Annotated in this window: 18 protein-coding genes and 1 pseudogene; 12 read left to right on the forward strand and 7 right to left on the reverse strand. The window is 72.7% G+C overall.

Annotated elements, in window-relative coordinates:
* The first annotated feature begins 3 nt into the window (after positions 1-3).
* From rpmF to MILUP08_RS08100, 6 genes and pseudogenes are all read left to right on the forward strand, one after another.
* Positions 4-177, forward strand: a complete 174-nt coding sequence (gene rpmF / locus MILUP08_RS08075) for a 50S ribosomal protein L32 (protein ID WP_030335284.1) — start codon at positions 4-6, stop codon at positions 175-177.
* A 114-nt stretch (positions 178-291) separates the two neighbouring features.
* Positions 292-1,278: a Fatty acid synthesis protein plsX gene (locus MILUP08_RS08080; protein ID WP_007456467.1), complete on the forward strand. Its 987-nt coding sequence runs from the start codon at positions 292-294 to the stop codon at positions 1,276-1,278.
* Positions 1,275-2,024: pseudogene (gene rnc, locus MILUP08_RS08085) on the forward strand (ribonuclease III); the annotation flags it as partial. The gene MILUP08_RS08080 and the pseudogene rnc, both read left to right, overlap by 4 nt.
* Positions 2,025-2,253: 229 nt before the next feature.
* Positions 2,254-3,111: a bifunctional DNA-formamidopyrimidine glycosylase/DNA-(apurinic or apyrimidinic site) lyase gene (gene mutM / locus MILUP08_RS08090; protein WP_039907465.1), complete on the forward strand. Its 858-nt coding sequence runs from the start codon at positions 2,254-2,256 to the stop codon at positions 3,109-3,111.
* Positions 3,112-3,333: 222 nt separating this feature from the next.
* Positions 3,334-5,553: an MMPL family transporter gene (locus tag MILUP08_RS08095; RefSeq protein ID WP_007456472.1), complete on the forward strand. Its 2,220-nt coding sequence runs from the start codon at positions 3,334-3,336 to the stop codon at positions 5,551-5,553.
* A 176-nt stretch (positions 5,554-5,729) separates the two neighbouring features.
* Positions 5,730-7,223, forward strand: a complete 1,494-nt coding sequence (locus MILUP08_RS08100; protein ID WP_007456474.1) for an MFS transporter — start codon at positions 5,730-5,732, stop codon at positions 7,221-7,223.
* Between the two features lie 86 nt (positions 7,224-7,309).
* Here the strand turns inward: MILUP08_RS08100 and MILUP08_RS08105 are convergent, their stop codons facing one another.
* Positions 7,310-8,152 (reverse strand): endo alpha-1,4 polygalactosaminidase, encoded by an 843-nt coding sequence (locus MILUP08_RS08105; protein WP_007456476.1) that lies wholly within the window; start codon positions 8,150-8,152, stop codon positions 7,310-7,312.
* Between the two features lie 116 nt (positions 8,153-8,268).
* On the reverse strand, positions 8,269-9,459 hold the full coding sequence (locus tag MILUP08_RS08110) for a CAP domain-containing protein (RefSeq protein ID WP_007456478.1): 1,191 nt from the start codon (positions 9,457-9,459) through the stop codon (positions 8,269-8,271).
* Between the two features lie 374 nt (positions 9,460-9,833).
* Here MILUP08_RS08110 and MILUP08_RS08115 point away from each other — a divergent pair, with 374 nt between their 5' ends.
* From MILUP08_RS08115 to MILUP08_RS08125, 3 genes are all read left to right on the forward strand, one after another.
* Positions 9,834-10,028, forward strand: coding sequence for a hypothetical protein (locus MILUP08_RS08115; protein WP_007456482.1), 195 nt, complete (start codon positions 9,834-9,836; stop codon positions 10,026-10,028).
* Positions 10,029-10,377: 349 nt separating this feature from the next.
* Positions 10,378-13,992 carry a chromosome segregation protein SMC gene (gene smc, locus MILUP08_RS08120; RefSeq protein WP_007456484.1) on the forward strand — a complete coding sequence of 1,205 codons (3,615 nt, stop codon included), beginning with the start codon at positions 10,378-10,380 and terminating at the stop codon, positions 13,990-13,992.
* Positions 13,992-14,612: an HAD family hydrolase gene (locus MILUP08_RS08125; RefSeq protein WP_007456486.1), complete on the forward strand. Its 621-nt coding sequence runs from the start codon at positions 13,992-13,994 to the stop codon at positions 14,610-14,612. Before smc ends, MILUP08_RS08125 begins: the two co-directional genes overlap by 1 nt.
* A 6-nt stretch (positions 14,613-14,618) precedes the next feature.
* Here the strand turns inward: MILUP08_RS08125 and MILUP08_RS08130 are convergent, their stop codons facing one another.
* The 5 genes from MILUP08_RS08130 to MILUP08_RS08150 form a co-directional block, all read right to left on the reverse strand.
* On the reverse strand, positions 14,619-15,149 hold the full coding sequence (locus tag MILUP08_RS08130; protein ID WP_007456488.1) for a DinB family protein: 531 nt from the start codon (positions 15,147-15,149) through the stop codon (positions 14,619-14,621).
* Positions 15,150-15,191: 42 nt separating this feature from the next.
* Positions 15,192-15,686 carry a universal stress protein gene (locus MILUP08_RS08135; RefSeq protein WP_007456491.1) on the reverse strand — a complete coding sequence of 165 codons (495 nt, stop codon included), beginning with the start codon at positions 15,684-15,686 and terminating at the stop codon, positions 15,192-15,194.
* A 9-nt stretch (positions 15,687-15,695) separates the two neighbouring features.
* Entirely contained in the window at positions 15,696-17,300 is a 1,605-nt protein-coding gene (locus MILUP08_RS08140; RefSeq protein ID WP_007456493.1) for an MDR family MFS transporter, read from the reverse strand.
* Positions 17,301-17,441: 141 nt separating this feature from the next.
* Positions 17,442-17,882: a MarR family winged helix-turn-helix transcriptional regulator gene (locus tag MILUP08_RS08145; RefSeq protein ID WP_007456496.1), complete on the reverse strand. Its 441-nt coding sequence runs from the start codon at positions 17,880-17,882 to the stop codon at positions 17,442-17,444.
* A 26-nt stretch (positions 17,883-17,908) separates the two neighbouring features.
* On the reverse strand, positions 17,909-19,621 hold the full coding sequence (locus tag MILUP08_RS08150; protein WP_007456498.1) for an alkaline phosphatase D family protein: 1,713 nt from the start codon (positions 19,619-19,621) through the stop codon (positions 17,909-17,911).
* Positions 19,622-19,838: 217 nt separating this feature from the next.
* Here MILUP08_RS08150 and ftsY point away from each other — a divergent pair, with 217 nt between their 5' ends.
* The 3 genes from ftsY to MILUP08_RS08165 all read left to right on the forward strand — a co-directional run bounded on the left by ftsY (position 19,839) and on the right by MILUP08_RS08165 (position 23,587).
* A complete protein-coding gene (ftsY, locus tag MILUP08_RS08155) occupies positions 19,839-21,029 on the forward strand; it encodes a signal recognition particle-docking protein FtsY (RefSeq protein ID WP_007456499.1) in 1,191 nt (396 codons plus the stop codon).
* Positions 21,030-21,035: 6 nt separating this feature from the next.
* Positions 21,036-21,899: a phosphotransferase gene (locus MILUP08_RS08160; RefSeq protein ID WP_007456502.1), complete on the forward strand. Its 864-nt coding sequence runs from the start codon at positions 21,036-21,038 to the stop codon at positions 21,897-21,899.
* A gap of 275 nt (positions 21,900-22,174) precedes the next feature.
* A complete protein-coding gene (locus MILUP08_RS08165; RefSeq protein ID WP_007456504.1) occupies positions 22,175-23,587 on the forward strand; it encodes an ammonium transporter in 1,413 nt (470 codons plus the stop codon).

Raw genomic sequence — 23,587 nt, forward strand, 5'->3', positions numbered from 1 at the left:
ACCGTGGCCGTCCCGAAGCGCAAGATGTCGCGCAGCAACACCCGGTCCCGCCGGGCGAACTGGAAGGCGACCGTGGTCGCGACCGTCGCGTGCCCGCAGTGCAAGTCCCCGAAGCTGCCGCACGCCGCCTGCTCCGTCTGCGGCACCTACAACGGCCGCCAGGTTCTCGAGGTCTGACCTGGACGCCGAGTGACGCCCCCGACCCCAGGTCGGGCGGCGCGCGCACCCTGGCATTCGCCCGGTGCCCCGGCTCCTTCCGACACCGGCCGGCCCAACCCGGCCGGTGTTCCGGTGGAGCCGGGCACCGCGCGGATCGCCGTTGACCTCCTCGGCGGGGACGACGCTCCCGCCGTCGTGGTTGACGGCGCTCTGCGGGCCATGCGCGCCGATCCCGATCTGCACCTGCTGCTCGTCGGTCCGACCGAGGTCGCCGACGCGCTGATCGCTGCCCTCGATCCGGCCGAGCGTGCCCGGATCACGGTCCGGCCGGTCCGCTCCGCCGTCGGCATGGCCGACCATCCCAGCGCCGCCCGCTCGGAGAGCACCGTCCGGGCCGCCGTCACCGCCGTCCGCGACGGCACCGCCGACGCCCTCGTCTCGGCCGGCGCGACAGGCGCCACCGTCACCGCCGCCGTGCTCGGGCTCGGGCGCTGGCCGGAGATCCGCCAACCCGCCCTGGTCGCCACCCTGCCCGCGGTCGCCGGGCCGGTGGTGCTGCTCGACGTCGGCGGCTCGCTGGAGCCCCGCCCCGCCACCCTGGCCCGACACGCCGTGCTCGGCGCCGCGTACGCCGCGGTGGCCCACTCGGTCGTCGCACCGCGGGTCGGCCTGCTCTCGGTCGGCACCGAGGCCGGCAAGGGCGACCGGGTACGCCGTGCCACCGACCCCCTGCTCGCCGTCGAACCGCTGCCCTGCGGGGCTCGCTACGTCGGCCTGGTCGAGGGGTACGACGTGGCCCTCGGCGCGCGCGCCGATGTCGTGGTCACCGACGGCTTCACCGGTAACGTGCTGCTCAAGGCGATCGAGGGCGCGTACGCGATGGCCGGCGGCCCGCCCGTCGGCGGTGGCGCGCCCAGGGCCGCCGCCCTGCTCGGCGTCGCCGGGACTGTCGTCGTCTGTCACGGCTCCGCTCGCGCCGACGACGTCGCCTCCGGCATCGCTCTCGCCGCCCACCTGTGGCGACGGCGTGCCACCGAACTGGTCTCCGCGTTGCTCGACGGCGACGCCGCGACGGACCGCACCGACCGTTCCACCGACACCGAGGTACGCACATCATGAGCAACGACAAGCGGCGGCGGGCGTCCGTCGGTCACCTGGAAGCCGCGTTCGGCGTGAGCCTGGAGCCGGACCTGCTGGAACGCGCGTTGACCCACCGCTCGTACGCGTACGAGAACGGCGGCCTGCCGACGAACGAGCGGCTGGAGTTCCTCGGCGACTCGGTCCTCGGCGTCGTGATCACCACGGCGTTGTTCCACAACCACCCGGACCTGCCCGAGGGGCAGCTCGCCAAGCTGCGGGCGAGCGTGGTCAACATGCGGGCGCTCGCCGACGTGGCCCGTGGCCTGGGCCCGGACGGCCTCGGCGCGTACCTGCTGCTCGGCAAGGGCGAGGAGACCACAGGTGGCCGGGACAAGGCGAGCATCCTCGCCGACACCCTGGAGGCGCTGCTCGGCGCGATCTACCTCCAGTACGGGCTGGACACCGCCGGGATCGTGATCCACCGGCTGTTCGACCCGCTGATGGCCGAGTCGGCCGGCCGGGGCGCCGCGCTGGACTGGAAGACCAGCCTCCAGGAGTTGACCGCCGCGCTCGGTCTCGGCGTACCCGAGTACCGGATCGAGGGCACCGGCCCGGACCACCTCAAGACGTTCACCGCCTGGGTCGTGGTGGCCGGCAACCGGTACGGCGGCGCGGAGGGGCGCAGCAAGAAGGAGGCCGAGCAGCGGGCCGCCGAGGCGGCCTGGCGGATGCTCACCGAGCAGCACGAGCAGAACACCCAGCAGGGCGGGTCCGACGAGGGCGGTCCGCTGGAGAGCGCCGAGCAGGCGGCCCGTGCCGAGGAGGCCGACCACCTGGCGCAGGTCATGCCTGCCGACGTGGCGGACCAGCAGACCCCGCCCGAGCGGCAGGCGTCGGCCAACGGTGTCGGCCCGGCCGCCGATCACGACGGCGCGGCCCGGACCAGCGAGGCCGGCAACGACGGGGCCCGCGACGCCGAGTCCGCGACAGGTGGCCGCGAGACGGGCGTACGCCGTGCCTGAGCTGCCCGAGGTGGAGACCGTCCGGCAGGGGTTGGCCCAGTGGGTCACCGGCCGGCGGATCGCCTCGGTCGAGGTGCGTCACCCGCGTGCGGTCCGCCGGCACCTTCCGGGTGACGTGCACTTCGCCGACGTGCTCGCCGGCCGGACGGTGCTGGACGCCCGCCGTCGCGGGAAGTACCTGTGGCTGCCACTGGACAGCGGCGACGCCATCGTCGGGCACCTCGGGATGTCCGGCCAGATGCTGCTCCAGCCGCCCGGCACGCCCGACGAGACCCACCTGCGGGTCCGGTTCCGGTTCGCCGACGAGGGGCCCGAGCTGCGCTTCGTCGACCAGCGCACGTTCGGCGGTCTCGCGGTCAGCGAGGGCGGCGCGGACCTGCCCGCGGAGATCGCGCACATCGCCCGCGACCCGATGGACCCGGAGTTCTCCGACGCGGCGTTCGTCGCCGCGCTGCGCCGCCGTCGGACCGAGGTGAAACGAGCTCTGCTCGATCAGACGCTGATCTCCGGTGTGGGCAACATCTACGCCGACGAGGCGCTCTGGCGCGCGGGCCTGCACGGCGCCCGCCCCACCGACGCGCTTACCGGCCCGGCCGCGCAGCGTCTGCTCGGCCACGTCCGCGACGTGCTCGCCGAGGCGATCAAGGTGGGCGGCACCAGCTTCGACGCCCTATACGTCAACGTCAACGGCGAGAGCGGCTACTTCGACCGGGCACTGAACGCCTACGGCCGCGAGGGCGAGCCGTGCCGGCGGTGCGGAGCCCCGATCCGCCGCGAGTCGTTCATGAACCGCTCCTCGTTCAGCTGCCCGCGCTGCCAGCCCCGGCCTCGGGGTGCCCTTCGGGGATGACCCGGAGTCGGCTCCGGGTCGGCGTCGGCGGGTCGCGGCCGGACCCTCCGGGCCACACCCCGGCGTACGCCCGAATCGCGTGTTGATGCCCGGCGGGCGGACCCGCCGCCCTCCGTGGACCGACTCCGGGGTGGACGGGGGCCGTTCCCCGATGTGACCGCCTCGTCACGCCCCTAACGTCAGCAGCGTCGGCAGGGGGTCGACGTGACAGGGGGACACGAGATGGGCAACAGACCGGTGACGGTGCGGATGGCGCGGTGGAGCGCCGAGCATCCGTGGCGGGCGATCGCGATGTGGGTCGTGTTCGTGGCGGTGTGTTTTGTCGGCGGCAACGCCGCCGGCCTCACCGAGGCCACAAGCGGGGACCAGGCGATCGGCGAGGCCGGGCGGGCCAGCCTCATCGTGGACGACGGGGCCTTCGACGACCCGGCCGTGGAGAACGTCCTGATCACGTCCCGCGGCGGCGCCCTGGACCCGGCGGCGGCGAAGGCGGCCGCCGACGACGCGGCCGCCCGGCTGCGTACGGTCACCGGGGTTGCCGAGATCGGCCCGCCGGTCACCGCGCGGGACGGGTCGGCGCTGCTGCTGCCGATCACCATGTCCGGTGACCCGGAGACCGCGTCGGACCGGGTGCAGCCGCTGCGCGACGCCACCGCCACCGTGCAGGGCGCGCACCCGCAGCTCCGCGTCGAGCAGGTCGGCGGAGCGTCGATCGGCCAGGCGCTCGACGACACCCTGGGCAAGGACTTCAAGCGTGCCGAGCTACTCAGCCTGCCGGTCACCCTGGCCATCCTGATCATCGCGTTCGGCGCGTTGATCGCGGCCAGCGTGCCGGTGCTGCTGGCGCTCTCCTCGGTCGCCGCCGCGATGGGCCTCTCCACCCTCGCCTCGCACCTGGTGCCGGCCACCGACACGACGTCACCGGTGATCCTGCTGATCGGCATGGCGGTGGGCGTCGACTACTCGCTGTTCTACATCCGCCGGGAGCGGGAGGAGCGGGCCAAGGGCCGCTCCGGCCTGGACGCGGTGGAGATCGCCGCGGAGACCTCCGGGCACGCCGTGGTCGTCTCCGGCTTCGCCGTGATCATCGCGATGGCCGGGCTGTTCCTCGCCGGCGACGTGGTCTTCTCGTCCCTGGCCGTCGGCTCGATCCTGGTGGTCGCCGTCGCGGTCACCGGCTCGCTGACCGTGCTGCCGGCCCTGCTGGCCAGGCTGGGCCGCTGGGTCGACCGGCCCCGGGTGCCGCTGCTCTGGCGACTGACCGCGCCGCGCACCGGCCGGCACGGCGAGCCGCGTACGCCCCGGCTCTGGCCCGCGCTGCTCCGGCCCGCGCTGCGCGCCCCGGTGGTGACGCTCGTCATCTCGGTCGGCCTGCTGCTCGCGCTTGCCGCGCCGGCGCTCGGCATGAAGCTGAAGTTCCCCGGCATGGAGGACCTGCCGCGCACCACGCCTGCCATGCAGGCGTACGACCGGCTCACCGCGGCCTTCCCGAGCACCGGCACCAACCACGTGGTGGCCGTCCGGGCGCCGGCCGAGCAGGCCGACCGGGTCAACGCGGCGCTCACCGACCTGGCCGGCCGCGCCGGCGGCGACCCGTTGTTCGCCCCCACCGAGGCGGACGGCCCGAAGATCAAGGTGTCGGCCGACCGGCGGGTGTCGGTGCTCGACGTCGCCACCCCGTACGCCAGCCGGGACGACCGTTCGGTGCAGTCGCTGGAGAAGTTGCGGACCGACCTGGTCCCGGCCGAGCTGCGGGGGATCCCCGGGATCGAGTACGCGGTCGGCGGGAGCGTGGCCGACAGCGAGGACTACGCGGGGCACGTCCGCGACAAGCTGCCGCTGGTGATGGGCTTCGTGCTGGTGCTCACGTTCCTGGTCATGGCCTTCACGTTCCGTTCCGTGGTGGTGGCCGCCAGCTCGATCGCGCTGAACCTGCTCTCCGCCGGCGCCGCGTACGGGCTGCTGGTGCTGGTCTTCCAGGGGGAGTGGGCCGAGGGGTTGCTCGGCTTCACGTCGATGGGCGCGATCGTCTCCTGGCTGCCGCTGTTCCTGTTCGTGGTGCTCTTCGGCCTCTCGATGGACTACCACGTCTTCGTGGTGAGTCGGATCCGCGAGGGGGTCCGGGCCGGCATGTCCAACCGCGACGCGGTGTCGTACGGCATCACCTCGTCGGCCGGGGTGGTGACAAGCGCGGCGATCGTCATGGTCGGGGTTTTCTCGATCTTCGCCACGCTGAGCACCATCGACATGAAGCAGCTCGGCATCGGCCTCGCGGCGGCGATCCTGCTGGACGCCACGATCATCCGGGGAGTGGTCCTGCCGGCCCTGATGACCATGCTCGGCGACGCCAACTGGTGGGCCCCGCGTTTCCTGCGGCGACGCCCGGCGCCCGCCCCCACCGACCCGCCGGCCCCCGCGCCGGAGCTGGTGCCGGTGTCCTGATCCACCCCGCTGAGGCCGGGCCGCGACCGCGGCCCGGCCTCAGCCGGCGCACCGGAACCGCAGGATTAACCAGGCGGGGGGCGGGGCATCTGGCCCGGCATGGACGAACAGCGCACCCCGGCGGCCCTTCCGCGGGCCGACGCGCCGGGGGATCGGAAACCCCGCCGGAGTACGCCATGAGCACCGTGCAGACCGGCACCGTACGCACAAATGTCCCAGCCCGGCTCGACCGCCTCCCGTGGTCCCGCTGGCACTGGATGATCGTCATCGGTCTGGGCACGGTGTGGATCCTCGACGGCCTCGAGGTGACAATCGTCGGCAACCTGTCCGGCAAGCTCGCCGAGCCCGGCAGCGGTCTGGACATCACCCAGAGCCAGGTCACCGGGCTCGCTGCCGCGCTCTATGTGGCCGGCGCCTGCACGGGCGCGCTCTTCTTCGGCTGGCTCACGGACCGGTTCGGTCGCAAGAAGCTGTTCCTGCTGACCCTGGGGCTGTACCTGGTCGCCACCGCGCTGACCGCGCTCTCCTTCGACACCTGGTGGTTCTTCCTGTTCCGGTTCCTGACCGGGATGGGCATCGGGGGCGAGTACGCGGCGATCAACTCGGCGATCGACGAGCTGATCCCGGCCCGGCACCGCGGCCGGATCGACATCATCATCAACGGCACCTTCTGGCTGGGCGCCGCGATGGGTGCCCTGCTGACGGTGCCGCTGCTCAACGGCCTGCCGACCAACCTCGGCTGGCGGGTGGCGTTCGGCCTGGGCGCCATCCTCGGCGTGGTGGTCCTGCTGGTCCGCCGACACGTCCCGGAGAGTCCACGCTGGCTGTTCATCCACGGCCGGGCGGACGAGGCGAACGAGCTGGTCGACTCCGTGGAGGCCGAGGTCCAACGGGAGACCGGCCGGGAGCTCACCGAGGCGGACGACTACCTCACCATCCGGCAGCGTCGCAGCACGAACTTCGTGTCGATCGCGAGGACGCTCTTCGCCCGCTACCCGAAGCGCGCGATCCTGGGCTTCTCGCTGTTCATCGGGCAGGCGTTCCTCTACAACGCGATCACGTTCGGGTTCGCCCAGATCCTGGAGACCTTCTTCGACGTGCAGCCGGGCAACAGCGGCTACTACTTCGCCGTGATCGCGGTGGGCAACCTGGCCGGTCCGCTGCTGCTGGGCCGGCTCTTCGACACGGTGGGCCGGGTGCCGATGATCGCCGGCACGTACGTGCTCTCCGGTCTGCTGCTGCTGGGCACCGCGTGGCTGTTCCACAACGGCTCGCTCAGCGCCACCACCATGACTGCCTGCTGGTGGATCGTGCTCTTCTTCGCCTCCGCAGGCGCGAGCGCGGCGTACCTGACGGTGAGCGAGATCTTCCCGATGGAGACCCGCGCCATGGCCATCGCGTTCTTCTACGCGATCGGCACGGCCGCCGGTGGCATCACCGGGCCGCTGCTCTTCTCGAAGCTGGTCGGCACCGGCAAGGTCGACGACACGGTGCTGGCCTTCGTGATCGGCGCCATCGTGATGATCATCGGTGGGCTCGTCGAGATGGCGCTCGGCGTCCGGGCCGAGGGACAGTCACTGGAGAACCTGGCCACCCCGCTCAGCGCGGAACAGGCCGAGGTGCCGTCCCCGCGCACGCCGACCGAGCGCAGCCCGTCCACCACCGGCTGACCCCGCCGCCGTGCCCCCGTTCGCGACAGTGGACGGGGGCACCGCCGTGTCGCGCCCCCCACCGCGCAGCGATACGCGGCCGGAGGTCAGGGCAGCGCGCAGGGTTCCCGCCAGGCGTCCAACGCCCGCTCCTTGCGGATCGACGCGAAGCCGTAGCCGACAGTGGTGACGCAGAAGTCGTCGGTCGACCCGGTGTACTCGACGTGGAAGACCGGCTTGCCCGCGTCCACGAACGGCAGCAGCTTGGCGCACTGGTCCAGCCGGACGCACTCCTCGTTGACCACGAAGTCGAAGTCCGGCGCCAGCGCCGCGAGCTGCGGCACGTCGTTGACCAGCCCGGGGGAGAGGTCCAGTGCGCGGGCCAACTGGGCCAGCCGGCGGTTGAACAGCAGTTGGTCGTCGAAGCCCAGGGGGAAACCGCTGCGGTGGGCGTACCCGTCGGCGTCGGCAAGCGCCACCGCGCCGAACCCCTTGCCGCGGCACAGCCGGAACCGGTCGGCCAGCACGGGCTCCAGCGCGTCCCACGCCCGCACGTCCAGCCACCGGCTGCCCGGCCGAGGGCCGGGCGCGCCCTGCACGGCGGCGGGCACCCGGCTGGCGTCCGGGTCGGTCGAGCGCACCGAGCCGACGGGCACCTGACAGATCAGCCGCCGGTCACGGGTGCGCAGCTCGGCCGTCTGCGCGGCGGTGGTGGCCACCGGGTCGAGCAGGAAGACGTCGGCGTCCACGGTCGGGTCGAGCGGGCCGTCGAGTTGCCACTGCCACTGCCAGTGGCGGGCCTGCGCGGCCGGCCACGGGGTGGGCGCGCCCGGCGGGGTCAGCTCGCGCCGGCACCCGTACGCCGGCACCACCAGGACGAGCACGACGCCTGCCGACACGATCCGGCGCAGCGGGCGTACGGCGGCAGGTCGCCGCGGCCGGATCCGCATCGGCAGCTCCCGTGTCCCGGGCGGCCGGTCGCCGCCCACACCGGTACGCCGACCCCACGTCCGGCCCGGCGTACCTCACCGGGTCCAACGAGCGCGGGAGCGCGGACGACGCGCCCTCAGCGCGGCGCCGCGAAGACCTGCGTCCAGTACGGCCCGTTGCTGCTGGCGATGCCGACGCCGATCTCGGTGAACGCGCAGTTGAGGATGTTGGCCCGGTGCCCGGAGCTGTTCATCCAGGCGTCCATCACGGCGGCCGGCGTCTTCTGGTTCCACGCCACGTTCTCGCCGTAGGTGCGCCAGGCGTAGCCGACGCGGTCCAACCGGACGCCGGTGTCGCTGCCGTCGCTGCCGGTGTGCGACATGTTCTGGTGGTCGGCCTGGTCCTGGCTGTGCCGCTGGGCTGCGGTCATCAGCTTGTCGTCGATGCTCAGCGCCTTGCAGCCGGCCTTGGCCCGCTCGGCGTTGACCAGGTCCACCACCTGTTGGGCCTGGGTGCCGACGGTGCCGCTGGCGCCCCCGGAGCCACTTGTGGTGCTGGGGGCCTTGCTGCGCTCGGCGGTGCGCCGTGACGTGGCGGTGGTCCGCGACGCGGCCGGGGTCGGCTTGACCACCCTGCTCGGCGACGGGCTCGGCCGTGCCGCGCTGGGCGAGCTGGTCGGGGAGGGTGCGACAAGCGTGTCACCCGCCGGCTGGTCGGTCGGGACCGCGGGCGCGGCGGCGACGGTGTCGTCGACGGCTGTGGGCTCGTCGGCCGGGCCGTCGCCGCGGGGCATCGCGAGCGCGCCGACGCCGACGCTCACCACGAGGGTGGCTGCCGCGGCGGCGCCGCCGATCATCAAGGGGCGACGCCAGCGCCGGGGCGAGCGGTGCCGCCCCTCGCCGGGCCGACCGGCGCCGCTCCGGCCGCCGGTGGCCTGCGCGTCGGCCTCGGTACGCCAGCCGCCGCCGGTCTGCGCGGCCTCGGCACGCCAGCCGCCGCCGGTCTGCGCGTCGGCCTCGGTACGCCAGCCGCCGTCGACCTCGGTCGGCCGGGTGTCGTCGCGCCAGCCGCCGGTCGGGTCGTCACCGCGTTCGTGGCCCGGCCGGCCGGTGCCGGGTGCCTCGACCGGTGCGGTCGGGGGCGCGGGCTGCCAGCGGGCGGTGGGCTCCGCGCGGTGCCACTCCTCGCCGGGCTGGTCGGGGTCGTCCCCGAAGAGGTAGGCCGAGCGGGGCTCCGGGCGGTCGCGCAGCCAGTCCGGCTCGTCGGTCGGCCGCTCGGCGCGCCGGGGGGCGCCGTTCGGGTCCATCGGGTCGGTCCAGCCGTACACGCCTTTGCCTCCACGGGGTCGGTTGCGGGCCGGGGTGACGCTACGACTCGGCCGCGACCTGCGGCAACGTGGCTAAGGAAGAGTTAAGAGCAAGTCGGACGTCAAGGCGCTGACTTCCCCGAATCCGGGCGTACAGTAAAGGTGTCCGGACAGAGCGTGTCCGTGCCTTGCGGCAGCCCCCCGACAAGTGGACAGGTCGACGTAGAGATGATCTACGGCCTGCGAGAACTTGACGAAGGAGGGGTTTGCGGCTCAATATATAGGTGTCGCCAGTCGCGCCCGGTCATGCCCAGATACAGCTGGAATGACAGCCGCGTACAAAATTGGGCGCGCGTTTGGCCGGCCTTTCCGGCAGCGCATATCAAGGAGTCAGCATGGCGAAGGCCCTCTACGGCCACGTAGGTGCAGCGCCCGACCGGCGTCTGCTCGACGAGGTCACCCGACTGCGTGCCAGGGTTCAGGCACTGGAGTTCGAGATCACGCGTCTGCGTGCCGACAATGATCGGCTCGCGGCGGCTGCGGCGGAAGCGGACGACCTGCTCCGTCTCGCCGAGCCGGCGCTGACCTGATCTTCGGGTCGGAAAACTGAATCGCAGCACCACCGCAAAAATGCGCGCCGACACCTCTGTGCCGGCGCGCAACGCTGTCCGGCGCCTTTCGCGTCCGACCATTTCTGATCTTGTGACCGGCCCCGGGATAACCGCACGCACTGTTTCGCCGAAACGCCCCGACCGGCGGGCCGATCATGAACGGAGTTTGTCTTTCTCGTCGCTGCCGTGCGAGCAGCGCGCTCGCCGTCGACACGGCCCCGGGGCGGGTCGCGTGCCGGGTCGCTCCCGCCACCGGGTTAGTCTGCGGGTTCACCCAGGTCCCCGCAGCCGGCGACGGTACGGCGGCCACCGGACGAGGATCGAGTAGGTGTATCTCAAGAGCCTGACGGTGAAGGGCTTCAAATCCTTCGCCTCCGCCACGACGTTGAAGCTGGAGCCCGGGATCACCTGCGTGGTGGGCCCGAACGGCTCCGGCAAGTCCAACGTCGTCGACGCCATCGCCTGGGTGCTCGGCGAGCAGGGCGCGAAGGCGCTGCGCGGCGGCAAGATGGAGGACGTCATCTTCGCCGGCACCGCCGGCCGCGCGCCGCTGGGCCGGGCCGAGGTCACCCTCACCATCGACAACACCGACGGCGCGCTGCCCATCGAGTACACCGAGGTCTCCATCACCCGCCGGATGTTCCGCTCCGGCGAGAGCGAGTACGAGATCAACGGCAACTCCTGCCGCCTGCTCGACATCCAGGAGCTGCTGTCCGACTCCGGCATCGGCCGGGAGATGCACATCATCGTCGGCCAGGGCCGGCTCGACGGCATGCTGCACGCCAAGCCGGAGGACCGTCGGGCGTTCATCGAGGAGGCGGCAGGCGTCCTCAAACACCGCAAGCGCAAGGAAAAGGCGCTGCGCAAGCTCGACGCCATGCAGGTGAACCTCAACCGGCTCACCGACCTCACGGCCGAGCTGCGTCGCCAGCTCAAGCCGCTGGGCCGGCAGGCGGAGGTGGCCCGGCGTGCCGCCGCCATCCAGGCCAACCTGCGCGACGCCCGGCTGCGACTGCTCGCCGACGACCTGGCCACCCTGCGGACCACCCTGGACCGGGAGATCGCCGACGAGACCGCGCTGCGGGAGCGGCGTGAGCAGATCGAGGGCGAGCACGCCGAGGTGCAGGGCCGGCTCGGCGAGTTGGAGGCCGCCCTCGCCGAGGACGCTCCGCTGCTCGCCGCCGCCCAGGACACCTGGTACAAGCTCTCCGCCCTCCAGGAGCGCTTCCGCTCGATCGAGCAGCTCGCCCGGGAGCGACTGCGGCACCTCAGCGCCACCGGCGACGACGAGCGGCCCGGCCGCGACCCCGACCAGCTGGAGGCCGAGGCCGAGCGGGTCCGCGAGCAGGAGGAGGAGCTGCGCGCGGCGCTCACCGACGACCAGATCCGGCTCGCCGAGGCGGTCGAGCACCGCCAGGAGCTGGAACGGCAGCTCGCCGCCGCCGAGCGGGAGCTGGTCGCCGCCGCGAAGGCCATCGCCGACCGGCGTGAGGGCATGGCCCGCCTCACCGGCCAGGTCAACTCGGCCCGCGCCCGCACCACGAGCGCCGGCGAGGAGATCGAACGCCTCGCCGTCGCGCACGCCGACGCGCTCGGCCGCGCCGAGCAGGCGCAGGCCGATCTGGACGCGGTGGCCGCGCAGTCCACCGAGGCGGACCGGGACAACGCCGACCTGGACGCCCGGCACGCCGAGGCGGTCGCCGTCCAGGAGCGGGCACAGGCGACCGTCCGGTCGCTTGCCGACGCCGAGCGGGCCGCCGAGAAGGACGCCGCCACCTGGAAGGCCCGCGAGGAGGCGCTCGCCCTGGGGCTGCGGCGCAAGGACGGCGCGGGAGCGCTGCTCGCCCGCGCCGACGACGTTCCGGGCCTGCTCGGCAGCCTCGCCGGGCTGCTCACCGTCGCGCCGGGGCACGAGGCCGCGCTGGCCGCCGCGCTCGGCGGGCTCGCCGACGCGGTCGCCGTCAGCGGAGTCGACGAGGCCGTCGAGGCGATGCGGCTGCTGAAGATCTCCGACGCCGGCCGGGCCGGTCTGCTGGTCGGCAGCCCGGCCGGGCCGGGCATGACCGGCTCCGCCGACGCGCTGCGTCCGAAGCTCCCCGACGGCGCCCGCTGGGCCCCCGACCTGGTGGAGTGCACGCCCGACATTCGTCCGGCAGTGCACCGGGCGCTGCGCGACGTGGCCCTTGTCGACGATCTCGCCGCCGCCGCCGAGCTGGTCGCCGGCAACCCCGAACTGCGGGCCGTCACCCCGGACGGGGACGTCGTCGGGGCGTACGCGGCGGCCGGCGGGTCGGCCAAGGCCCCCAGCTACATCGAGGTGCAGGCGGCCGTCGAGGAGGCCCGCACCAACCGGCTCGCCGCCGAACGCTCCGGGGCGGAGCTGCGCGACCAGCTCGTCGAGGCGCGTGCCGAGGTGGCCTCCGCCAAGGAGACCGTGCAGCACGCCGCCGCCGAGAAGCGCGAGGCGGAGAGCCACCGCAACGCCGCCGCCCGCCGGCTCGCCGAGCTGGGCGCGGCTGCCCGCTCGGCGAAGGCGGAGACGGACCGGCTGGGCGAGTCCCGGGCCCGGGCGGAGGCGGCCCGGCAGCGGGACCTCGCCACGCTCGACGAGCTGGAGGAGCGGCTGCGGCTGGCCGAGGAGACCCCCGTCGACGCCGAGCCCTCGGCCGAGGAGCGCGACCAGCTCGCCGCGATGGTGCCGCAGGCCCGGCAGAACGAGATGGAGGTCCGGCTCGCCGTGCGTACCGCCGAGGAGCGGGTCTCCTCGATCGCCGGTCGGGCCGACTCGCTGGCCCGGCAGGCCACCGCGGAGCGGGCCGCCCGGGAACGCGCCGCGGCGCGGCGGGCCGCGCGCACCCGGGGCGCGGGCATCGCCCGGGCCGTCGCCGGCGGCGCCCGGGAGGCGCTCACCCGCCTCACCACGTCGATCGCGGCCGCCGAGGAGCACCGCGACGCCGTCGCGCGGGAGCGCGCCGCCCGCGAGGCCGAGCTGCAGGAGGTACGCGGAGCGGCCAAGCGGCTCGGCGCGGAGCTGGAACGGCTGACCAGCCAGGTGCACCGCGACGAGGTGGCCCGCGCGGAGCAGCGCCTGCGCATCGAGCAGTTGGAGGCGAAGGCCGCCGAGGACTTCGGGCTGGACGTGGAGACGCTCGTCGCCGAGTACGGCCCCACCCAGCCCGTCCCGCCGACCCAGGCGGACGTGGCGGCGGCCGAGCGCGACGGGCTGCCGGTGCCCGAGCCGGTCCGCTACGAGCGGCCGGTGCAGGAGAAGCGGGCCGCCAAGGCGGAACGCGAGCTGGCCCTGCTCGGCAAGGTCAACCCGCTGGCGCTTGAGGAGTTCGCCGCGCTGGAGGAGCGCTTCAAGTTCCTCTCCGAGCAGTTGGAGGACCTCAAGGCGACCCGGCGGGACCTGCTCACCGTGGTCAAGGACGTGGACGAGCGGATCCTGGAGGTCTTCGCCAGCGCGTTCGAGGACACGGCCCGGGAGTTCGAGCAGGTGTTCACGGTGCTCTTCCCCGGCGGTGAGGGGCGGCTGATCCTCACCGACCCCGAGGACCTGCTCACCACAGGCGTCGAGGTCGAGGCCCGCCCGCCGGGTAAGAAGATCAAGCGGCTGTCGCTGCTCTCCGGTGGCGAGCGGTCGCTGACCGCGGTGGCCATGCTGGTGGCGATCTTCCGCGCCCGGCCGAGCCCGTTCTACATCATGGACGAGGTGGAGGCGGCCCTGGACGACGTGAACCTGGGCCGGCTGATCACGTTGCTGGCACAGTTGCGGGAGAAGAGTCAGCTGATCGTCATCACGCACCAGAAGCGGACGATGGAGATCGCCGACGCGCTCTACGGGGTGACCATGCGCAGCGGGGTCACCCAGGTGATCAGCCAACGGCTCAACCGGGCCGACGAGGACGACCAGCGGCACCGCCGCGGCGAGGAGAACGGGTAGTGGCTCGGGAACGCGCGACGGCGCTCCTGCTGGATCTGGACGGCGTACTGCGTCGGTTCGACCCGGCGGTGGCCGCCGGGGTGGAGCGGGAGTACGGCCTCGCCGACGGTGTGCTCAGCGAGATCGCCATGCAGTGGGGCCGTCTCCAGCCGGTGCTCACCGGGCAGGTCAGCCACGCCGACTGGATGAGCAGTGTGGCCGACGCCCTGGCCGAGCCGGCCGGCGGCCCGGACCGGGCCCAGGCGGCGGTGCAGCAGTGGCAGCGCTACCGGGGTGAGGTCGACACCGAGGTGCTCGACTTCGTCCGGGAGGTGCGCGCCGCCGGTGTCCGGGTTGGCCTGGCCACCAACGCCACCGACCTGCTCGACGCCGACCTCACCACGCTCGGCCTGGTCGGCGAACTGGACGTGGTGGTCAACTCCTCGACGCTCGGGGTGCACAAGCCGGCCCCGGAGTACTTCCAGGCCGCCTGCCAGGCGCTGGCCACCCCGCCGGCCCGGGTGCTCTTCGTCGACGACGAGGACTGGGCCGTACGGGGCGCCCGGTCCGCCGGGCTGTCGGCGCACCGCTGGGGCGGCCACGCCGACCTGCGCTACCTGCGGGCGGCGCTCACCCACTGAGGCCGCTCACTCGCCGGTGACGCCGTCGATGCGCTCCCGGATCAGGTCGGCGTGTCCGTTGTGCCGGGCGTACTCCTCGATCATGTGCACGTACACCCAGCGCAGGCTGAAGGTGGGGGTGCCGTCCCTGCGGGGCAGCGTGAACGTCTCGTCCAGGGACCGTCCCTCGGTCACCGCGCGGGCCGCGTCGACCTCGGCTCGGAAGGTGGCGAAGGCGGCCTCGGCATCGGCGCCGGCCGCGGCGTGGAAGTCGGCGTCGTTGTCCGTGTCGTAGTCGTAGAGGTCGGGCAGGTCCTGGCCGGCGAAGCGCTGGCGGAACCAGGACCGCTCGACATCGGTCATGTGCAGGACCAACCCGAGCAGGCTGAGGTCGGACGGCTCGACGCTCGCCGAGCGTAACTGCTCGGCCGTCAGGCCGGCACACTTGTGCAGCAGGGTGTCGCGGTGGTAATCGAGCCAGCCCTCCAGCATGGTGCGCTCGTCAGCGACCAAGGGCTCCTGAGTGCGGTCGATCTTCGGTGCTCGCCATGTCGTCATCGGGCCATCCTGCGGCTCGGGTACGACGGTCGCGAGCGGATTTCAGGGCACCACGACGACGGGCCAGTGACCCTTGCGGACCAGCCGGGTGGCGACCGAGCCGACCAGCCGGTGACCTGCCTGCTCGGACGCGCCCACCACCACCATGTCGGCCTGGAACTCGTCGGCCGCCGCGCACAGCTCGGCGTACGCGTCGCCGCGCCGGCACAGGAACGTCACCGGAATGCCCAACTGCTCGGCCCCCCGCCGGCACTCCTGTCGCAGCTCGTCGGCCAACTCGTCGTGGGAGCGCTGGATCGCGCTGGCGTCCATGCCGGGCACCAGGGCGGTGATCCCACTCGCCGAGCTGACGAAGACCACCACCAGGGCGGCGCCCTGCCGGCGGGCCAGCCCGGCGGCGTAGGCGCCGGCCCGCGCGGAGGTACGGGTGCCGTCCACGCCCACCATGACCACGCGTGGGCCGTCCGTGCCCCGCTCGAAGGGCAGCGGGCTGATCCGAGGGCCGTACTCCTCGCGGTCCGGCGCTCCGACGCTCATCGCTCTACCTCACCTCTGCTCGCCGGTCCGGACCACACCGGAGACGAGGTTCGATTCCCCGTCGACCGCACCGGAAACCGGGTTGCCGCTGTGCTGGCGCAACGGCACCTCCTTGATGAAGCTCACCGCGATCAGCGCGATCAACGCGAAGGGGGCGGCGGCCAGGAAGATGTCACCGGCGCCGTGGCCGTACGCGCTCTCCACCACGGCCCGCAGCGGACCGGGCAGGGTGTGCACGTCGGGCAGCGTGCCGCCGCTGCCGGAGCTGGACGCCGGGATGCCGAGCTGGGCCAGCCCGTCCGCGGTGTAGTCCTTGACCTTGTGGGCGAGCACCGCGCCGAGGGCGGAGACGCCGATCGCGCCGCCCAGGCTGCGGAAGAACGCGACCACCGAGCTCGCGGCGCCCAGCTCGTGCGGGCCGACCGTGTTCTGCACGGCGAGGACGAGGTTCTGCATGGTCAGGCCCAGGCCGACACCGATCAGCGCCATGTAGACGCTGAGCAGGGTGAAGCTGGTGTCCGCGCGCAGCGTGCCCATGAGCGCGAAGCCGACGGTGAGCAACGCCGAGCCGAGCACCAGGAACCGCTTCCAGCGGCCGGTCCTCGTGATGATCCGTCCGCCGACCGTCGAGGCGACCAGCAGGCCGAGGATCATCGGCAGGGTCATCAGGCCGGCCATGGTCGGGGACTCGCCCCGGCTGATCTGGAAGTACTGGCCGAGGAAGATCGACGCGCCGAACAGACCCACGCCCACCGCGATGCTGGCCACCACGGCGAGGGTGATCGTGCGGCTGCGGAACAGGTGCGGCGGGATCACCGGCTCGGCGGCCCGGGTCTCGACCCGGATGGCGAGAGCGCCGAGGAGCAGGGCGCCGACGACCATGACGACGGTCTGCCAGGAGGCCCAGGCGAACTGGTCACCGGCGAGCGAGACCCAGATCAGCAGGACCGAGACGGCCGCGGTGATCAGGGTGGCGCCCCACCAGTCGATCTGTGCCTTGCGCTTGATCACCGGCAGGTGCAGGGTCTTCTGGAGCACGACAAGCGCGGCGATGGCGAACGGCACGCCGACGTAGAAGCACCAGCGCCAGCCGAGCCACGAGGTGTCGACGATCACGCCGCCGATCAGCGGTCCGCCGATGGTGCCGACGGCCATCACGGCGCCGAGGTAGCCGCTGTAGCGGCCCCGCTCGCGCGGCGAGATCATCGTCGCCATGATCACCTGGGCCAGGGCCGTGAGGCCACCGGCGCCGACGCCCTGGACCACCCGGCACGCGATCAGCTCGCCGGTGCCCTGGGCGAGGCCGGCCAGCACCGAGCCCAGCACGTAGACCCCGAGGGCGAGCTGGACCAGGGTCTTCTTGCTGGTCAGGTCGGCGAGCTTGCCCCAGATGGGGGTGGTCGCGGTGGTCGCGAGCAGGGCCGAGGTGACCACCCAGGTGTACGCGGACTGGCCGCCGTGCAACTCGGTGATGATGCGCGGCAGCGCGTTCGAGATGACCGTGGACGAGAGGATCGCGACGAACAGGCCCAGCAGCAGGCCGGAGAGGGCCTCCAGGATCTGCCGGTGGGTCATGTCGACGGCGGGCGCCCGAGACGCTGTCGCCTGGCTCATCGTGTACTGCCTCCGAGTGGAGTAGAGGTGGCGGGCCGCACTGCGGATCCCCGCCTGGGAGTTGCCTGGGGCAACCGTACGGTTATGGTTGCCTCAAGCAACAACCAGGCGGGCGAGTGGGACATTCCCCACCCTCGGAGGTCATCTCCAGGAATCGTTGAACCGGCCCAGCAGCCGGGCGAACTCCTCGACGTCCCGCGACGGCCAGTCGTCCAGAGCACGGAGGAACTCGCCCAGGCGGGCGGAACGGGCGACGTCGAACCGGCGCTGGCCCTCCTCGGTCAGGCTGATCTGGGCCGCCCGTCGATCACTCGGATCCGGGTCGCGGTGCACCAGACCGAGGGCCTCCAGCCCGTTGATCTGCCGGCTCAGCGTTCCCTTGCCCACGCCGAGCCGCGCCGCCAGCTCGGTCAGGCGGATCGATCCACTGCGCCGCAACCAGAGCAGCAGCCCGTACGTGTTCGGTTCCAGGTTCGGGTGCACCTCCCGGGCGATCTCCCAGGAAACCGCCCGTCCCCGGCGCAGCAGGGCGGTCAGCTCGTGCTCGACGGCCCGGATCGGCTCCGGCAGGTGCTCGTCCACGGGCTAGAGAGTACGGCGGGGCGCGCTCAGTCGTCGCCGGAGAGGCGGCGGCTCATCACCGGCCGCAGGTGCCCGTCGCTCGTGGTGCCCTCGATTGTCACCTCGGCGTGCCGGCCCCGGTGGGTCAGGGTGGCGACGGCATTGCCGAAGTAGGGGCCGGCCAGTTTGCGCCAGCGCACCCCCGGGCGTCGGACACCCGCCGAACGGGCCAGCGCCCGGGTGGCGCCCGCCGGCCCGGACGACCAGCCCAACCGCATCAACGGACGGATGCCGGCCGGCACCTGGTTGTGGATCGGCGAGCAGGTGAGCTGGTGCACAGGCGTGACCACCGTGGAATCGGCGAACCGGGCCCGTGCCACGTACGAGTGGTGCACGTCCCCGGAGAGCACGCTTATCGACGCCGGTGGGGCGTACGCCGGCCCGGCCCCGACCCGGGCGCCGGACTGTCTCGGAGTGCCGGTGCCGATCCGGGCGAAGGTCTCCCCGAGCGCCTCGAAGGAGCGCCGGAACGCCGCCCAGTGCTCCAGGTCGAGTGCCCGGCGCAGCTTCTCGGCCCCCCGGGCCACCCAGGGCCGGCGCGAGTCGGCCAGCTTCTCGTTCCACGCCTCGATGTGGTGGATGCCCTGGGGCAGCAGCCAGGGCAGCGAGGCGCCGACCACCAGGTGGTCGTAGACGCCGTGCGCCTGGTCGAGGAACCACGACCACTCACCCGGCGGCAGCATGGCGCGGCTGCCCGGCTCCAGCACCCGGCTGCACCTGTTGTCGAGCATGACCAGCCGGGTGCGTCCCAGGTCGAGCGCGTAACTCCACTGGTACTGCACCGCGCGCCAGCGCTCGGTGTCGTGTGCCAGGTCGGACTCCTGGTCGACCCGGTGCCCGAACTCGCGCAGAACGCTCGTGGCGTCCTCCGCGGCGGCGACCTTGGCGAAGACCGGGTCGGCGGCGATCTCCTCCGGGGAGAGGTTGCCCAGGTGCTGGTAGACCCAGTACGAGGCCAGCCCGCTGCCGATCCGCTCGGCCCACCAGGGCTGCTCGCGCATCTCGGCACGCCACGCCGCCGAGGTGTTCCAGTCGTCGATGATCTCGTGATCGTCGAAGATCATCACGCTCGGCACGGTGGAGAGCAGCCAGCGGATCTCCGGATCACGCCACGACTCCAGATAGAGCTTGGTGTACTCGTCGAAGCTCACCACCTGGTCGGCCGGCGCGCCCTTGGGACGCCGCCGACGCCGCCGCAGCAGCCGCCGCACGGTCGGGGACGTGACGTCGGCGTACACCTGATCACCGAGCAGCACCAGCAGGTCGGGCAGCGCGTTCGAGTCGGGGTCGGCCATCAACCGGCGGGCGTACGCGTCCAGGGCGTCCGGCGGCAGCTTGCGGGTGGTGGCGTGCTGGGTGGTCTCCCGGCAGGAGCCGAAGATCAGGTTGACCGGCTGGTCCAGGTCGTCGGCCGCCCGTGTGCGGATCACGCTTGGCGGAAAGCCGCTGCTCTCGACCGGCCAGACCAGCTCGTCGTCGACAAGCACCTCGTAGGTCGTCGCGCTGTCCGGGGTGAGCCCCTCCACGACGACGAGGGCGTAGTGGTGGTCGTACGCCGAGAAGGTGGGTGCGGTGCCGGTGGCGCCGTCGGCGGTGCGGACGGTGACCACGGCGGGCGCGGCGGTCTCCACCCAGATCGTCGCCCGGGTGTCGACCACTCGCCGCAGAAGTGGGCCGATCAAGAGGTGTGCGGCGGGCATGCGGCGAGCCTACCGCCGGTTCCGGAGGCCGGCCGGGCGCGGTGGTGGAGACTCCGGGCACCGTCCGCGGGTGCGGTGGCTGAGACTCCGGGCACCGCCCGCGGGTGCGGTGGCTGAGACTCCGGGCACCGCCAGCGGGTGCGGTGGCTGAGACTCCGGGCACCGCCCGGGGTGCGGTGGCTGGGACGCCGTCGCCGGCATCTGACAGGATTCCGGCATGGCCGAATATCTCGTCCTCGCTCTGGTCCTGCTCGGTGTGCTGATCGCCGGCACAGTCGGGCTGGTCGTGCCGCGCTTGCGGCGGCGGCCCGAGCCCCCGCTTCCGCGCACCGAGGTCGACACCCGCGCCGAGGAGGACCTCGCCGGCCCGCCGGTCGAGGCGCCGGAGTCCGATCTGTCCACCGGTGTCCTGGTCGAGCCGCCGCCGGTCATCGAGGCGCCCGCCCCGACGGTGGAGGTGCCCGAGCCGACCGCCGGCCGCCTGGTGCGGCTCCGCTCGCGGCTGTCGCGTTCGCAGAACGTGTTCGGCAAGGGCCTGCTCGGCCTGCTCGCCCGCGACCACCTCGACGAGGACGTGTGGGAGGAGATCGAGGACAGCCTGATCACCGCCGACGTCGGCGTCGACGCGACCCGCGACATCGTCGACCGGCTGCGCGAGCGGACCCGGGTGCTGGGCACCCGCTCGGCCGGTGAGCTGCGCGCGCTGCTCGCCGCCGAGCTGGTCAACGCCCTCGACCCCGGCATGGACCGTTCGCTGCGGACCGCCCCGAAGGACGGCGTGCCCGCGGTGGTGCTTGTCGTCGGCGTCAACGGCGCCGGCAAGACCACCACCTGCGGCAAGATCGCCCGGGTGCTGGTCGCCGACGGCCGGACCGTGCTGCTCGGCGCCGCCGACACCTTCCGGGCCGCCGCCGCCGACCAGTTGCAGACCTGGGGTGAGCGGGTCGGTGCGGAGACCGTGCGCGGCCCGGAGGCGGCCGACCCGGCCAGCGTCGCGTTCGACGCGGTCAAGCGCGGCATCGACACCGGCGTGGACACCGTGCTCATCGACACCGCCGGCCGCCTGCAGAACAAGGTCGGCCTGATGGACGAGCTGGGCAAGGTCAAGCGCGTGGTGGAGAAGCAGGGGCCCATCGACGAGACGCTGCTCATCCTCGACGCCACGACCGGCCAGAACGGTCTGGAGCAGGCCCGGGTGTTCACCGAGGTCGTCAACGTGACGGGCGTGGTGCTGACCAAGCTCGACGGCACCGCGAAGGGCGGCATCGTGATCGCCGTGCAGCGCAAGCTCGGCATCCCGGTGAAGCTCGTCGGCCTCGGTGAGGGCAAGGACGACCTCGCACCGTTCGACCCGGCGCAGTTCGTCGACGCGCTGCTGGGCAGCGAGCCGGCCGGACGGGACGCGTAGTCTCGGGTGACCACTGACGATCGCGCGTACACGGGCTGGCGCGACCCCGGCCACCCCTCGCAGCGCCTCGGGAGACCGTACGTGACTTCGCAGGAGATCCCGCTGCACGGCGGCAACGTGAGCACCGTGGTCCGGGTCGGTGACACGGTCCGTCGTAACGCCGGGCCGTGGACCCCGTCCGTGCACGCCCTGCTGCGCCACCTGGAGTACGTCGGGTTCACCGGCGCACCCCGGGCGCTCGGCATGGACGAGCGCAACCGGGAGGTGCTGTCGTACCTGGAGGGGGAGTGCGGGGAGTACCCGCTCGCCCCGCACTGGGTGACCGACGAGGCGCTGGTCACCGTCGCCACGATGCTGCGGATGTTCCACGACGCGCAGTACGGCTTCGCCCCGCCGCCGAACGCGGTCTGGCGCTCGTTCGGGCCCCCGCCGCCGGACACCGAGGTGATCTGCCACCACGACGCCGCGCCGCACAACGTGATCTGGCGGCCCGACGGCACGCTCGGGCTGATCGACTTCGACCTCGCCTCGCCCGGCGCCCGGATCTACGACGTGGCGTACGCCGCGTGGACGTGGGTGCCGATCTTCGCCGACCGGGACTCGATCACGCTGGGCTGGAAGCACCCGGACCGGCCGCGCCGGCTGCGGCTCTTCGCCGATGCGTACGGGTTGATCCCGCGGGACCGGCACCGGCTGATCCGCACCATCCGCAAGCGGATCGTGGACCACGTCGAGGGCATCCGCCGGATGGCCGCCGCCGGTGAGCCGGCGTTCGTCCGGATCGTGCACAAGGGGCACCTGCGGCGGCCGATGCGTGATCTGCGGCTGCTCGACTACGAGCGGCACGCGCTGGAGAACGCCCTCCGCTGAGCGCCGTCCGGTCGATGCTCGGTCGGGTCCGTCACGCGCACCGGTCGATGCCGCTGGCCGGTCAGCCATCGACGTTCGACGTCCGGTCGATCCACAGTCGTCCATGCTGATGACTGTGCGGAGTTCGTGACACGTCCGAAACAACTGGTCACGAGACGGAAACCCGCACGGGACCCTTGGTGAAACAGCCGGCCGCGAAGCTTCCGCGCAACCGGCCTACGGGCGACGCTGCCCCGGAAAGCCGCGAAGGAGGACTTCACCTTTAGGAGGCCAGCGTGCCTGAAGCACCGACGATCGACGGCGCCAATACCACGTGGCTGCTGGTTTCGACCGCGCTCGTGCTGCTCATGACCCCGGGACTGGCGCTGTTCTACGGCGGCCTCAACCGGGCCAAGGGCGTACTCAACATGATGATGATGAGCTTCACGGCCATCGGGCTCATCTCTGTTCTGTGGTGGTTCTACGGCTTCAGCGTTGCTTTCGGCACCGATCAGAGCGGCATCATCGGTGACCCGAGCACGTACCTCGGTACCAAGACGTTCCTCGCCGAGACCGACCTGTGGGGTGCCACGACGGAGAACCCCAGCGGCATCGGCATCCCGCTCTACGTGTTCATGGCCTTCCAGATGGTCTTCGCCGTGATCACCGTGGCGCTGATCAGCGGCGCCATCGCCGACCGGGCCAAGATCGCCGGCTGGCTGCTGTTCGCGTTCGGCTGGGCCACCCTGGTCTACTTCCCGGTCGCCCACTGGGTGTGGGGCGGCGGCTTCATCGGCGCCGACCTCCACGCGCTGGACTTCGCCGGCGGCACCGCGGTGCACATCAACGCCGGTGCGGCGGCTCTGGCCGTGGCGCTGGTGCTCGGCAAGCGGCTCGGCTGGCCCCGCGAGGGCATGAAGCCGCACAACATTCCGCTCGTCGCGCTCGGCGCCGGTCTGCTGTGGTTCGGGTGGTTCGGGTTCAACGCCGGTTCGGAGCTGACCGTCGACTCGGTCGCCGGCCTCGCCTTCATCAACACCCAGCTCGCCACCGCGGCCGCGGTGCTCGGCTGGATCGCGGTCGAGTGGGTCAAGGACCGCAAGCCGACGATGGTGGGCGCCTCGTCCGGTGCCATCGCCGGCCTGGTCGCCATCACCCCGGCGTGTGGTTTCATCGCCCCGTGGGCGTCCGTGCTGCTCGGCATCGTCGCCGGGGTCGTGTGCGCGCTCGCGGTCAGCCTCAAGTACCGGTTCGGCTACGACGACTCCCTCGACGTTGTCGGCGTGCACTTCGTCGGCGGCTGGATCGGCTCGCTGTGGCTGGGCCTGTTCGCCACCAATTCGGTGAACGCCGCGATCAGCGACGTGGTGGGCGCCTCCGACGGCCTGTTCTACGGCGGCGGCGCGACCCAGCTCGGTCGGCAGGCCCTCGCCGGCCTGGTCGTCACCGCCTGGTCGTTCGGCATCGCCTGGGTGCTCGCCTTCGTCATCGAGAAGACGATCGGCTTCCGCGTCAAGGGTGAGGCCGAGGTCGAGGGCATCGACATCGCCGAGCACGCCGAGAGCAGCTACGACCTGTCCCCGGCCGGCGGCGGCACGGGCGGCGCGTTCGCGATGGCCGGCATCGGCACCCCCGGTGGCGGCACGCCGAGCGGTGCCACGCCGGAGACCGAGTCCACCGAGCCGGTCAGCGCCAAGGTCGCCGGTTAA

The sequence above is a fragment of the Micromonospora lupini str. Lupac 08 genome (genome assembly GCF_000297395.2).
GTDB classification, from domain to species: Bacteria; Actinomycetota; Actinomycetes; order Mycobacteriales; family Micromonosporaceae; genus Micromonospora; species Micromonospora lupini.

Bases quoted from the DNA above. Each gene is read 5' to 3' on its own strand.
- MILUP08_RS08095 (WP_007456472.1), top strand. From the start codon at position 3,334: ATGGGCAACAGACCGGTGACGGTGCGGATGGCGCGGTGGAGCGCCGAG.
- MILUP08_RS08100 (WP_007456474.1), top strand. From the start codon at position 5,730: ATGAGCACCGTGCAGACCGGCACCGTACGCACAAATGTCCCAGCCCGG.
- MILUP08_RS08105 (WP_007456476.1), bottom strand. From the start codon at position 8,152: ATGCGGATCCGGCCGCGGCGACCTGCCGCCGTACGCCCGCTGCGCCGG.
- MILUP08_RS08115 (WP_007456482.1), top strand. From the start codon at position 9,834: ATGGCGAAGGCCCTCTACGGCCACGTAGGTGCAGCGCCCGACCGGCGT.
- MILUP08_RS08130 (WP_007456488.1), bottom strand. From the start codon at position 15,149: ATGACGACATGGCGAGCACCGAAGATCGACCGCACTCAGGAGCCCTTG.
- MILUP08_RS08135 (WP_007456491.1), bottom strand. From the start codon at position 15,686: ATGAGCGTCGGAGCGCCGGACCGCGAGGAGTACGGCCCTCGGATCAGC.
- MILUP08_RS08140 (WP_007456493.1), bottom strand. From the start codon at position 17,300: ATGAGCCAGGCGACAGCGTCTCGGGCGCCCGCCGTCGACATGACCCAC.
- MILUP08_RS08150 (WP_007456498.1), bottom strand. From the start codon at position 19,621: ATGCCCGCCGCACACCTCTTGATCGGCCCACTTCTGCGGCGAGTGGTC.
- ftsY (WP_007456499.1), top strand. From the start codon at position 19,839: ATGGCCGAATATCTCGTCCTCGCTCTGGTCCTGCTCGGTGTGCTGATC.